Annotated in this window: 16 protein-coding genes and 1 pseudogene; all 17 read right to left on the bottom strand. The window is 42.8% G+C overall.

Going from position 1 to position 13,012, the window contains the following annotated elements; genetic code table 11:
- Positions 1 to 357 (bottom strand): annotated as a pseudogene (locus KNQ12_RS14995) (hypothetical protein); the annotation flags it as partial.
- Positions 358 to 362: 5 nt separating this feature from the next.
- Positions 363 to 1,367, bottom strand: coding sequence for a DUF2716 domain-containing protein (locus tag KNQ12_RS17095; RefSeq protein WP_251055855.1), 1,005 nt, complete (start codon positions 1,365 to 1,367; stop codon positions 363 to 365).
- Positions 1,368 to 1,388: 21 nt separating this feature from the next.
- Positions 1,389 to 1,775 carry a hypothetical protein gene (locus KNQ12_RS14985; protein ID WP_214749004.1) on the bottom strand — a complete coding sequence of 129 codons (387 nt, stop codon included), beginning with the start codon at positions 1,773 to 1,775 and terminating at the stop codon, positions 1,389 to 1,391.
- A gap of 88 nt (positions 1,776 to 1,863) precedes the next feature.
- Positions 1,864 to 2,346 (bottom strand): DUF2691 family protein, encoded by a 483-nt coding sequence (locus KNQ12_RS14980; RefSeq protein ID WP_214749007.1) that lies wholly within the window; start codon positions 2,344 to 2,346, stop codon positions 1,864 to 1,866.
- Between the two features lie 22 nt (positions 2,347 to 2,368).
- Entirely contained in the window at positions 2,369 to 3,001 is a 633-nt protein-coding gene (locus KNQ12_RS14975; protein ID WP_214749010.1) for a hypothetical protein, read from the bottom strand.
- A gap of 15 nt (positions 3,002 to 3,016) precedes the next feature.
- Positions 3,017 to 3,496: a hypothetical protein gene (locus KNQ12_RS14970; protein WP_214749013.1), complete on the bottom strand. Its 480-nt coding sequence runs from the start codon at positions 3,494 to 3,496 to the stop codon at positions 3,017 to 3,019.
- 10 nt (positions 3,497 to 3,506) lie between these two features.
- Positions 3,507 to 4,679 carry a hypothetical protein gene (locus tag KNQ12_RS14965; protein ID WP_214749016.1) on the bottom strand — a complete coding sequence of 391 codons (1,173 nt, stop codon included), beginning with the start codon at positions 4,677 to 4,679 and terminating at the stop codon, positions 3,507 to 3,509.
- A gap of 6 nt (positions 4,680 to 4,685) precedes the next feature.
- Positions 4,686 to 5,213, bottom strand: a complete 528-nt coding sequence (locus tag KNQ12_RS14960) for a DUF4304 domain-containing protein (RefSeq protein ID WP_214749019.1) — start codon at positions 5,211 to 5,213, stop codon at positions 4,686 to 4,688.
- A gap of 47 nt (positions 5,214 to 5,260) precedes the next feature.
- Complete coding sequence (locus KNQ12_RS14955; protein ID WP_214749022.1) at positions 5,261 to 5,815, bottom strand: hypothetical protein; 555 nt, start codon at positions 5,813 to 5,815, stop codon at positions 5,261 to 5,263.
- A gap of 133 nt (positions 5,816 to 5,948) precedes the next feature.
- Positions 5,949 to 6,527: a hypothetical protein gene (locus KNQ12_RS14950; protein WP_214749025.1), complete on the bottom strand. Its 579-nt coding sequence runs from the start codon at positions 6,525 to 6,527 to the stop codon at positions 5,949 to 5,951.
- 1 nt (position 6,528) lies between these two features.
- On the bottom strand, positions 6,529 to 7,251 hold the full coding sequence (locus KNQ12_RS14945) for a DUF2750 domain-containing protein (RefSeq protein ID WP_214749028.1): 723 nt from the start codon (positions 7,249 to 7,251) through the stop codon (positions 6,529 to 6,531).
- Between the two features lie 60 nt (positions 7,252 to 7,311).
- The gene (locus KNQ12_RS14940) at positions 7,312 to 7,884 is read right to left on the bottom strand and encodes a hypothetical protein (protein WP_214749031.1); all 573 of its coding nucleotides are present in this window, start codon (positions 7,882 to 7,884) and stop codon (positions 7,312 to 7,314) included.
- Positions 7,885 to 7,960: 76 nt separating this feature from the next.
- Positions 7,961 to 8,509: a hypothetical protein gene (locus KNQ12_RS14935; protein ID WP_214749034.1), complete on the bottom strand. Its 549-nt coding sequence runs from the start codon at positions 8,507 to 8,509 to the stop codon at positions 7,961 to 7,963.
- 16 nt (positions 8,510 to 8,525) lie between these two features.
- Positions 8,526 to 9,827: a suppressor of fused domain protein gene (locus KNQ12_RS14930; protein WP_214749037.1), complete on the bottom strand. Its 1,302-nt coding sequence runs from the start codon at positions 9,825 to 9,827 to the stop codon at positions 8,526 to 8,528.
- Between the two features lie 765 nt (positions 9,828 to 10,592).
- Positions 10,593 to 11,375 carry an ankyrin repeat domain-containing protein gene (locus KNQ12_RS14925; RefSeq protein ID WP_214749041.1) on the bottom strand — a complete coding sequence of 261 codons (783 nt, stop codon included), beginning with the start codon at positions 11,373 to 11,375 and terminating at the stop codon, positions 10,593 to 10,595.
- Positions 11,376 to 11,418: 43 nt separating this feature from the next.
- Complete coding sequence (locus KNQ12_RS14920) at positions 11,419 to 11,781, bottom strand: hypothetical protein (protein WP_214775497.1); 363 nt, start codon at positions 11,779 to 11,781, stop codon at positions 11,419 to 11,421.
- A 204-nt stretch (positions 11,782 to 11,985) separates the two neighbouring features.
- A complete protein-coding gene (locus KNQ12_RS14915) occupies positions 11,986 to 12,546 on the bottom strand; it encodes a hypothetical protein (RefSeq protein WP_214749047.1) in 561 nt (186 codons plus the stop codon).
- Positions 12,547 to 13,012: the final 466 nt, after the last annotated feature.

Below are 13,012 nucleotides of genomic sequence, written 5' to 3'. Positions count from 1 at the left end.
ATACGCGACTCCATACATCGAGACACAATCGTTCGTGACTCGGACGATTCCTTGTCCTTGTTTTTGGATGATAAGCGTCACTTCTGCTTTAGTCGCCATTTCCTGCTGTTCGATGACAAGGTGTTCGAGAAATCTTTCAAGCTGTGAGTCGTCGGTCATAATCATATGAGATCGGACCGTCCAATCTGAAAAATCGTCGATGTGTAGATTCTGCTTGAGTGGTCGTTCCAGAAACTTTACTTCAACCGGATACGAATACTGACTCATTTGAAGACGGACGAGGTCTTGCCAATCGTCGCGTGGTAGCAGTTCCCGGAACACATCGATCCAGTCGTTTCGTCGAAATGTCATTTTCATCTTACTCACCCTTTTCGGATTTCATTCTTAAAACTCTTTGTTCCTTGGAACGCAGAGATCAGATCTTCTCCAAACAACGTGATGCTACCCTCCCACGGATGACCGAGATATCCCCAGCGAAAATCACGAGCGATGAAAAAGGAGTAATCGCCATCTGGAACTGCTGGAATCATCCAGTCTCCTTCTTCATTGCGAAGAAACGGACGTCTTGGGTCGATCCAGTACCCTTGATGATTCCAATCGAGCGCCATGATGCGTTCTCCTTCAACAGTTAGCTCGATCAGAATACGTCCTAGTTCTCGTTCGATTTCTTCTCGTTTCTTATAATCCACTTCGTATGTAATGAACGGACTCGGGGCATGGTATGAGGGGAAGACTGTCGTGCTCGGTGTGAATTGAAATTGTTGATCAATGACGTGCCATATCTTCTTGTCCTCCGCTTGCGTCATCGGAATCCAGCTCCATGGTTTACCTTCACCAATCAGATCGAACGGCACTCCTTCAGGGTATAGAATGGTGTACGCTTCTCCTTCTGATATCGCGATGATCGGTTCTCCTCGTACATCGTGTTCCTTCATTCCTTCAAAGATCAGAGAAACGGCTGCCTCGACATCAAGGACATGGTAAAAGATATTCGTCGTGCCACTGCCGATATCTCCGCCTTCACAGTAACCGTTTCCTGTATGAAGCAGACCTTCATCAATCATCTCTTCCATCATATGACGGCGCTCGAGCGCTGCTTCTGCCTGACCCTCGTCATAAGGAAACTGAACGATTAGTTCTTGGTAATCTGTCTCGTTTACTTCGTGATAGCCTTGACGTTCAAACTCCTCGACCAACTGCAATATCTGTACACCTAATCGTTTGAAGCGCGAGACGCGTATCTCTCTCACGTTTTCTTCTCTTACCCATTCTCCAACGATTCCTTGATGTTGAATGATGAGGCGTCCCTCCGTATAGATTGTTTGGTAAAGCGTACCGGAGTCGCCTTGTTTTGTCAGTTGGATCATGAGTGGTTCCCGCTCCCTCCATCACAATGCGTTCAAGTCACGATCTTCTATGTAGCCTAAAAACGTATCTTGCAATGCACCATCTGTCTCTACGGTCTCGACCGGGTCTCCTGCTTCGTCGACTCGGACAAGTGCCAATTTTGCTTCAAGCGCAGATCCACTTAGTCCTGAACTCCCATCGATGATGCCAAATACATGGGAAACCGTATCGATGATCGTCTGTTCCATCATCTGTCTCATCCGTTTTTGATCCGCTTCGCTCGCCTGTTGGTAAAACGCGATGCAGGCCGTATAGTCATTAACATTTGGATTGACTTCTTCTTCATAGATGTCCTTATAGTCTGCCATACCGTCCTGAACGACCGTCCGATGGACCGCTTGAACAAACTCTTCCATCTCTTGATTCATGATTTTTCTCTCCTTTTATCAACACTTCGTAGTTCATATCTCTCATCTTGAACGCTTACCGTTTACATCTATTCGTCTGAACAGTATCTTATTCTGCCCATACCGACAAACGAGTCCGAGGATCATTATCATCGGTCACCCACTCGATTCCGGTATACCCACGTTTCATCGCATTCTCATAAAACGCTTCAGATACGTGCTGCTCCTTACAATAGATATCTACGTATGTGCAGTCATACACCAAAATCGCGATGTGACAATTGCTTTCCTGAAACCATTCATACGTCATTCCTACTTCTTCAGTCTGATCACTTTGAAATGCAAACAATTCAGCAAAGATCAGGTAATTGCTTGATCCCCTTAGCCATTTCGCTAGTTCATGTCCTGTCGCTTTCTGATCGATTGAATACTCTTCTAAACTGTCATACAAGTCCCCGTCCATGGTTTGGATCGGAAAATCAAAATTACGAAGAAACCAGTCATACGCCTTCATCTCGATCGCACTTAATATGTCGAGCAAGATGCGTCCCGGTTCATTCAGAATTTCAAACGATACGCCACGCAGACTCATCGAATTCCTTCTTTCTACATTGTTATAAGAAGGCTGCCGTATAAAAACACTGTAGTTCCTGTTCTTCACTCGAACTTCCCCACGTGCAGACGGCATAACCTTGTGCGGTCAGTGTCGTGACCATCTCGACGACTGGCAAACCTCCACTCTCTGTTAAGCCGATGTCGAGTACCTGATCAAGTAGCTCCTGACAGTGTGGCGGTCGATCATGATTCCCACAAATAATGGTATACATAGCTGGAGAATCACTAATCATCTCAACGGCTGTTGTGAGCTGTTCGATGCCAAATTCAGCAATCCCAACGTAATATGGTTCTTCTCCGACTTGAACTGGCAATTCTATTCGGGAGGTGAAGCCCTCGAGCATCTCTTCTCGTTCGAGTAGACGCCACAGCTTGTAGTACTCAAAGATTCTTTTGGATTGGAACTGATTTCCGACACACACTACTACATAAAAGCGATAGGTACTCAACGCAGGCTTTTGCTTTAGCTCATCACGGAACATCTCACTACTGATTTGTTTGAACTGGACGATGTCTTCTGGAAACAAAAGCATTTCACCGACCACACATAGACAACGAATCGATGAACTCGCATCCGCAAGCCAAGGGTAGACGCGTGTCGCATCGATATGCTCTTCAAGATACGTTTTCATGAAGCATCTCCTTTTTTAATCCCACTGACACGTCACGCTTTGATGGGTTTCAAATCGTAGATGTACGAGTTCATTTGTTTTGAGATTAGACAGTTTCAGCGAACTTTGAGCTTCATTCGTATAAGGCAATTCGAATGTGACATCTTCGATTTTTTTCAGTAAAAAGGATGCCCAGTGCCGATCGTATTCATTTTCGGACAGGACATCCCATAACGCATCCTCACAATGATCCGCCTCGTAGACATATAATTTCATGAACGTGTTCTCCGCTATCACGGCTAACCTTGAGAATACAGGAGGATTCGGAATTCGTGGTTTTTGAATGACCAAGGTATAGCCCTCTTTCAGAAGGCGATCCAAATGTTCGCGGCTATCCGGTAGCTCCTCTTCGATGACGGAATCCGGCAGTTCTCTGATGCGGATTGGCAATCCCACCTCATATTCAAAAGGATCTTGGAGTGCGAGTAAGTCTTCATGGGAATAGATTATTTTCATGAGATTATCCTCACATTCTTTTATGGAGTGCTTTCAGATTACACGCGCGCCATGCATCACGGACGATATCTTGGAAAGTCGTTGCCTTCGGTTTGAGTTTTAACGTTCTATAATCGAAGCGATAGACGGCTTCGTCTGGACGCTCTTTCAATACCGCATAGTATTCGTCCTGTTTAAACGACGAGCCAAAAAAGAAATACTTGTCACGGATCGCATCGAACTCGGTTAACGCGTATTCATCGAGACTGTCCGAGAGATTGCCTTGGATCTCATGCGATAAACCATTCCAACTCGTCAACGGAATACCGTTTAAGTTCAACTCTTCGGAAAAACGCACACCGTTACAGACTCGCAAAATACCTTTATACCACTCCGGAATCGCAAAATGATCGGTCTCGAATGCTTGGATGCGGGCTTCTGGACAAAGACTCTCCACGGACACTTGATAGTTTTGGATGGAGGATGAATAATCATACAAATACAGCTTGTGCTCCACCTTCTCACCTTCGATTGGAATACTGTATTTCAAGGATTTTTGATCGTTCACATAAAAGAGTCGCATCGCCTGAAGGATATTCGTAAGAAAGACATCGTCTGGTAAAACAGTGTTCTGATGATTCAGTCGTGGAACTTCAACGTCTTCTAGTGACACGTCTTCCTTGTCATCGTGTTCTTCAAAAGCCTCATGTTCCCCGAGGAGGATCGCAATCCCTGTCACGTTACCGTCTTCTCGTCGGACAAGGACTTCATAGTGTCCGTCCCCCATTAACTGAACGGCGACACCGAACGGAAACAGGAAAATCTCGTCTTCCATCATTTCGTCTGAGATAGCGATATAGAACGGGTCGATCTCTTCGTCGAACTCTAGCGTATTTCGAATCTCCCAATTGATGGCTTCCCGTCTCCCGTAATCTGCTGTGTTCATGACGACGAGCTGCGCTGAATCGACGACGACTAGATCGGATAACGGCTCGAAATCGGATGGATCCAGCTTCGTTTCTTCATTTATTGTTAGGTAAAGCAAATTGATTGATTCGAACTCATCTTCGTCATAGAAGACCGTCCAAAACGAACCTTGTTCAACTGGAATTGTCACGTTGTATTCTACATCCGGCTCAAGGAAAGCAGGATCCGAGACAATCAGATTCCCTTTGTGATTTGTAAACGTGCCTAGCTTTTTCATGGTGCATCACTCCTTCTTACAGATTTCTATCATACCGGAACGGATAGTCGCTCCTTCTTTCTCTTCATCAAACGATCGATAGAGCGCTCTCTGCCATGCGACAGTTCTCTTCATCCAACTCGGATCCTCGATGTTCAGGTAGGTTAATGCGTCTTTCGCTAAGTCCTCATGTTCTTGTTTTGTCGTTAGCCCATTCATCACGAAAGACTTTCCGTCACCGTCAGGTGGTTCAACTAAATCAGACCCGACGACAAACCGTTCTTCTGCTTTTAAATCAGATACTTTCACTTTATTTGGGAGAATCGTGTCCCCTTCAAAATCGACATAACCAGTCAATGGGACGATACTCGTTTCCATATAAAAATCTTCACTGTATTTCGTTATATAGATCATCAAGATTTCCTGAAAGGAGTCTTGTTTACGTCTAAAAAGAGGATAGCTTCCTTTGAATCCATGTGCTCGTAAGTACGGCACCATGATCGTTTTCATCGCTTGTATCATCATCTGCCGATTTCCGAGAGTAATGAATCCCACGCGTTTCCGCCCTTTCTAAACAGCTGAGGTCATTGCATTGTTGTAACTCAACCCTTTGATTCTTGTTGCATCCGCCACTCCATGAATCCGGTGGTGTGCTCTTGCCGGAAACGAATCCAATTCGTTAAGGTTTGATTCCTCTTCTGCCATTCGTTAATACATTCCGATTTCAAAACCGCATCTTCGAGTTGCTCGATTAGTAACCAAGCTTCTGTTAAGGTTGCTGCATCCTCTTCTATTTCTCCTAAATACAAATCTTCATCGAGATGGTGGAAAGAATACCAAAGTCCATACAAGTGATGATCAATCATTCTCTTGATCGCTAACTGTTCCCGTCTTCCCCCACGTGTAAGCGCTTCTTGTAAGTAGATGTAACGGTCATCTTCATCAATGAAAAGACCATACCAGCGATACGGTCGGACGTCATCCGGCAACTCTTTCATCCACTTCTTCAAAGTCGGTTTTAGAAGACGTTCTTTTAGCGGATGAATCAAGAGGAACGAAGCGTCTGTCTCTCCTTCACAGGTAGATAATAACCAACTCACAAACGTCCGCTGTCGCTCGAAGTTCCACGTATTCGCTTCTTCAATGAATCTATCCATATGTACTAGCCACTCTTTGCGTAAGCCACGATTTTTGGCAAGAAGAGCGGTGTGAAGACGTGGTAGATCAGAAACGATAGGGTCTTGTAATAACTTATCTAGAAGCGACATGTTTCATCTCCTTTTAAAAATGTCATTGCTCCACTTTCATTTGTTGTCTCGTTTTTCGAAGATGAAACCATAATAGTATTCCCGTGCCTATCGAAAGAATCGGGAAAAGATACGGGATGTACGATTCCTGCTGATGAATCACGTGCATGAAAAAGTAACTAACGAAGCAGACAATTCGAAGCCATGTAGGAAGATAACCTTTACCGAGAAAAGCTAAAAGCATCAAAGGAATACCCATTCCAAATATTACAATTGGTAAGACAGAGAACGGTGTCACGAACTGAAACAGAGCAAGTCCCATAAGGATATAGGCGAACCAGGACGTCCGTCGTCGAAACTTCTCGCGTTCCTTTCGTCCAGGTTGTATCCCGTAAATATCATCCTGCTTGTATCCTTCCGCTTGTTTCTCGGCAATCAGTTCCTCCATCCGTCGTTTCGCTTGACGCCTCGTCGAGTACTGTTCTTCCTTCTCATCGCTGACATCTTGATCCAACTTCCATTGCTCGGTGACACCGTGATAGATCTGGATTGTTCGACCATCACGATACAAGTACCAAAAGTACGTAATGCCATCCACCTGTTTCCTGAGTGTCTGAACCATGTTAACCCTCCAGATCTGCTAGGACATCTTCTGGATCCAGCTCAAGTCCGACGAGCTCCGGGCCCCAGTTCAAGCCACAATACAGTCCGTCCTCGATCATGTTCGGTAACCAACCGTTAATAAACAAGTCCAAATCCAATCGAATCAGATGATAGTTCGACCATTCCTTCGTCTGTAACGCCTTCGCCGTTGCTTCCGTCGAAAAGAATAACAGGACGTCTGTCTCGTCTTGATTCGACGGACAATAGGCCCAGCCCGACTGTTCCAACTTCGATAGACCATAGACAGTTCCCGTTTCAAGAACCGTCTCTAAGAAAAGTTCTACTTGTTCCGCACTCTGTTCCATTTGTTGTTCCTTTTCAACGAACGCATTCAACGTCGGTGCTACCGGAAATAGTTCTTGTTCTTCGTGGTCCCACAAGACGATCGTCTCTGTATCCGGTAACTGATATCCGAGTTCGTCACCTGTTCCGTCCGCCGCAATCCGCAAGAACCCTTCTGGATACTCTTTTGCATCTGTCAAATTGACACGAACAAGATCGTCCCATGTTCGCTTGATATACTGCTCGTCCTTGATCGGATGAAACTCCCATTCACCGACATTAAACTTGTTTTCGCACTTGTACCAGTTTCGTAGTTCTTTCGGAAGCTCGAAGCCGAGTACTGCCTCTACTTCTTGTAGTCTCTCTTCCGTAACGCCAGGTAATCCACTTTGATATGTCATTCTGTATGACTCCTTTGATCTTAAATTAAATTATTTGTAGGTATTTAGTGCATAATCCATCTAATAATCTGTTGGTAACATCGCTTTTAGCTGATCGACGGTTTGAAAGGCATCTCCATTCGAAAACCACATGAAACCGAGCGCATCATGCGACGGAAGGATGAACGGTAATCCATCACGTGCATCAACTACATGCGTGTATTTCGCTTCTTGAAAAATCCATCTCCCAGAAGTCTTTAACTCAAACGTAGGTCTTGCGAACGTGACGAGGAACGTTTCACTATAAGCAGCTCGAAAGAAGGACTTTTTTAAGACGAAATGCAGATCATTCGCATCCACCACTTCGATACAACAGTAAAAACTGGTGCGTCGCTGATCACCTTCGTACCGTGGATGTTCATGGTATACGAATGGTCGCAATTTTAAACGCTCTAAGAGGTCCATTTCATCTTCTCGAAGCTCATCAAAATTAGTCGTGATATATAAAGGAAAATGATTGAAGCGAACTAGCGTGCCATACAATACCTCCTCCGTCAATTCACTGGTAAAACTACCTACTGTATGGTCATAACACATGATTTCGTAGATAGTTTGCAATGGACCAAGCACGTTAATTTCGGATGTCTGAAGCATACGTTGGATACTCTTCGACTGAAAAGAATATTCGTCGATTGTCAGCTCGTTCATACTGTATCTCCAATCTGTGTCGTCATTGTTCAATTTTTTTCCGGCTAAAATTCTTGCCTGTGGGATAAAGTCCGGTCAAGCGTCTGCCGTAATGAACTTTTGCCTGCCCCATTCGGATTTTCTTCAGATTAAACTGGTCCTTGAAATAATCAATGACGGGTTCAACGATATAAGACGGCTCCAAGATATGAAGGACGAATTCGATCGCTTCTGGACCATATTCATCTTCAACAAAATACCCGTTTCCGATTTCAAAAAGAAATTCATTGAGGTCTTCTTCAATGCTCGAACGACGCTCAAAGATGACGTCATACTCTGTATCCTGACAAAAGATCTCTACGACAACTTCGTGGTAATCCGCTTCTTGAACGACCGAGTATCCGTCCTTTTCTTTCTCCGCTACGAGCTCCCCAATGTAGGCATCCAGATGAAAAAAGCGCGAGAACTTTTGCTCACTCATTGGTTCTTTCAATCTCTCTCCCATGATGCCGTGAAACGTGTAGAGTGTCCGTCCATCCTTTTCGAACAGCCATAAATGATTCTGACCGTTCATTGGTTTGATGAGTTGCATGAAATTCCCTCCACTCTTATAGGTCTGCGAACAATTCGCCATTCAGCTGGCGAATCATCGTATCGTTCGGTAACTGTTGTCGTAGTCGTTTCGCCCAATCTGTGCGAAGATCATAAGCGAAGTGTTCTTCGTTCGATAGCAGATAAAGCATTGTTCCATCATGGCCGACAATCACGACGGTCGTATCTTCCGGATAAACGAACCGATCTTCTAAGACACGTGTTTTTCTGTACGTCGTTTCGACCTCTTGTTGAATCGACAAGCGATTGGAATACGAAAACATGAACAGTTCGTTCATCGACGCAACTCTATAAGCGTGTTCAAGGATGAGTTCGAGCATCCTAGCATTTTCAATCTTTACCGTGAAAAAATGACTCTCACTTGTCGATGTTCGTTTTCCACGTAACCAACCGTTCGTTTGTTTCTGTCTAGACAAGACATGTGAAGTGAACGACATATGATGTTGCGAGAAAAAAGCCCTGTTGTCTTTGTCTTCCTCTTCAAAAGCAAAAAAGGTCGCGTAGATCGGGAAACGATTTTGATGATTTAGAAAATCAAACAGGAAAGTTTCATTTTGATCTGTATCGCCTTGTTCTCCCGATTCAACACTCATGTGATACGCTTTCGCTAGCGGTCCATTTAGTACTAATGGTCGTTGGATATCGTCTTCAAAAAGGGCGTCGGTAATTTCGCATTCGCAAACGAATACCTCCCTGTTAAAAATCGATTCTTCAATTTCTTCATTGTCTCCCACGAGCGGATGTCGTTTTAAATTAAGCAGCTGCATCTCAGTTTCATATAACATCTCATTAAATTCCTCAGTACCGTATTTTTCGATGTAAGCGACTTCCGAAGCAAAGATAGGTACGAACCAGACTGGTAACACCGTCTCCGGTTCCCCGAATGCCGCGTTCCCTTTATAGACTTGAAATGATTCTTCAAAGTAGAACGGTGTCGTCACGTATAGGGCAGCGAAGTCGTACTTCGATAACAACCCAACCGGAATCGGTATGTACTCGCCTAAATCATAAGCGTGTCCAGTCTTTAATGCTTCCAGTGTCAAGCGATAGATCAATTCAATTAAATCCGACTCGGCATCTTGTTGCATGACAGATAGCATCACTTCTTGATGGATAACGGCACCGTTCTCGAATTGCAATGGGTGATGCAATAATCCAAGTGATGTCACGGTATTCGCATTCGCAAACGGTGCATTTTGAAACTGAACCAATTGAATCGCATGATCTTGTAATTCTTCCATCTCAAGGTGACCAGTACTTTCACCACAATGGGCTTCTAAGTGTTCGATGTAGTTCATATTTTTATATCCTCATTTCATGACATTAAAAAATGTCATTTTCAATAAATATCTTCTACCATATATTATATGTTTCACGATACATTTTTGGATTTTTTTATTTAAAAAATTGATATAATGTATGTTTTTAATTTAGAAAAGAACAGTGTTTACGAATAGATGGTGTTTTTCTTCAAGAGGAACACTACTTTATGTTGGAATCGATCGAAAAAAAACGATACATTCTGTGTATATTTCCGTATCAACCTAGTTAAACGTCATACTTTTCTTGCGTGAAGGATAGTGTGACACATGAAGTTCTGGAAATTATAAAAGATGACTCCGGTCAAATACCGAAGCCATCTCATAGTAACGTAAAACGATAAAGGTACTTTTATTAGCGTGTCCAATCGTTAGGCAGCCTTCACATGTAACGATTTTGTTTGAAGTACTTTCCTTCGATCCATGTCCATATCCGATGTCCTAAGTAAATATCAATTATGCCAATGATTAACGCAACGACAATCATGAGAATACCACTCATATCAAAAGCGATTATAGGGTATAAAATTGTAAAAACTATACTCAAAAGAATAGGAAGCGTGATCCCCATCCAAACAGAATTAAACACTATTGCCTTCCACACTCAAATCATTCCTTTACTTAGTAATAAATTGCTTGAGTTTAGCATGTGATAAACAGAAGAGGTGAAGTATGTGTCGGTACTCTAATAGTCCATACGCTTGAACTTAATATATCGTTAAGAGAAGAGGACCTACGAATCCATCAACGCATTCCATCGAAGAGTTTGAGGATTTTTTTATTTTTATATTCTTTCGCATAATCAATGGCCGTTTTTCCATTGGCATCCTGATGATTCAGATCTGCTCCGTGTTGTAGTAATTCGTGAACGACCTTAGCGTGATCATAACTAACTGCTAACATCAGCGGCGTCGCGTGACTATCAAGCGGGTTTTCAGCTTCCACTTCCGCCTGTCCCTCAATCAGTGCTTTTACGGCTTTTACATGTCCTTCTCCTGCTGCAGTGTGTAACGGGGTGAATCCATGTACCGTGCGCAAATTCACATCCGCTCCGGCTTGAAGTAACACGTTGATACACTTCACTTTATTTTCTTGTGCCGCATAGTGGAGTGGCGCGTATCCATCTCCATCCCCATCAAATCGATTGATGTATTGTGCTTCGCGAGCGAGCGCCTTAAGAATTTTTGAATTGCCAGTTTTACTCGCAACCACGTGCAACGCATTGTACCCATCCGTATCGATCTCGAATGATACTCCTTGCTGAATGATTTCAATCGCGATCTCCGTTTGATTATCTAAAAGCGCGATATGTAGGGGCGAGAACCCCTCCCGATTCTGTTTTTCAAGATCAGCGCCGCTCTCAATCAAAAGCCGGACAATATCCAGATACCCTTCTTGAATCGCCCAGTGCAGCGGACTGTATCCTTCCTCATCCAGCAAATCAATCTCCGCTCCGTTTTTGATCGCTTTCCGGACCTTCTTTAGCTCCCCTTGAAAAGCATAGTCATTCAATGCATATCGCGACACGTGTACTCCTCCTTTTAAACGAATTAAATCTTATATATAGCGCTTAGTGTATATTCGACTTTAACGCATACATGTGATTGTCTTTCGGTTGGATGACGATTTTTTTATCGTATAACGCTCCAACCTCGTGAACGGATTGGTTGTCATCGTCATCCGCTTCGTCCCATTCCTGTTCTTCTACGTAATAGCTGACCATGAATGCATCCGCATTAAACCATCCGGTCAAGTAGTCAGGTAAAGTCTCTTGAAACGGCTGCAACGCCTTATGCTCAAACGGAAACGGTGTCTCGTTCGGATTGAACGAATGCACGTATACGGCATCTAATGCAGCGTCATGTTGCGAAATTTCCATCCAAATCTGAAATGGTTGATCCCATTCATGTAGCCTAGCATTCAATTTCATCATTAGATCATATGACGCTTGAAGATGAAGCTTTCTGTACCGTATGGATTCATTTCCGCGTCCATAAAAATCAAGATGGGTATGCCAAAAATCGAACCAACTATCGTCGCTAAAGTCTAAATTGTGCGTCTCGAATACTGTCTCTTTTTTTAAGTTGCGGAAGTATCTTTTTTTACCTCTGAATTTTTTCATATAAGTGCTCCCCTTTCATAAGTACATTTTAAAAATTCTAAATCCTATGTATTCGTCACCCCATAGAGAAGGAAACTCTTCTCTATAGTATTCATTCCAATAACTAATCATTTGGCTTTCTACTTTTTGAACGAACGCTTCATTTTGAGATGTAAACGCATTTAGCTTACTCTTATCTATCTTTTCGAATACCTGATTAACGCTATATAACAATTCTATGACACCCTCACCAAGGAACTTGATTAGATAGGGAATCATCCAATCCTCTACTTGTAAGAGGTTATCCAACTTCATTATATATTTTTCTCTTACAAAGCCGTCGTGGTGTCTCGAATAAATACAACAGAGTATAGATTGTTGCAAGGGAGCAAACTGACGATAGGTTTCCTCAGACACTTCATTAAAATAGATTCTTTCAGGAATAGTTAAAACTTCCCCATTTTCAAGCAAGGCACTAAAAGACATATTGGAAAGTTCATTTTGAAACCACTTTATATCCATTTGATCGATAACCACTTTGACATCCTGTTTTAATACTTTTGGAAAGGCATTCATTAAACGCTTCTTTGTTTTCATAATATCCTCGTTTCTAATGATTACTACAATTTACATATCTCAATCTATTCACTTATCTAAAACATCATAAGTGGATAAACGCACCTTACATTAACTTTTTTCTACTGATCATTTATTGAAAAATAGCTTTTAAGAAGTAATATTATATTATTATACTTGATTATTTTAAAAGAAGAGGTTTTTTAATGAATTTTTGGGGTTAATTGTTAGGGGATAAAAACGCTTCTTTACTTCTTCATGAAGATGTAAGGAATCAAATTGAACAAGAATCGGGTGATTGTTTTCTTAAAACGTATTGAACAGCTCGACGAACAGAATTGCGGACATCTTGTAATCGATAATGAAGGTTAACTTTGAATTTACATGGTCTGACGCAGAAAGGAGTCTTTACCTACCGTTGTATCGGTGTAACCCGTTAACGGTCGATGACTTCGAAGATGGCGTTTCCACATTGTATGAAAGGGGA

The organism is Exiguobacterium sp. s11 (genome assembly GCF_018619015.1).
Lineage (GTDB): Bacteria > Bacillota > Bacilli > Exiguobacteriales > Exiguobacteriaceae > Exiguobacterium_A > Exiguobacterium_A indicum.
This window is presented reverse-complemented; position numbering and strand designations above follow the sequence as displayed.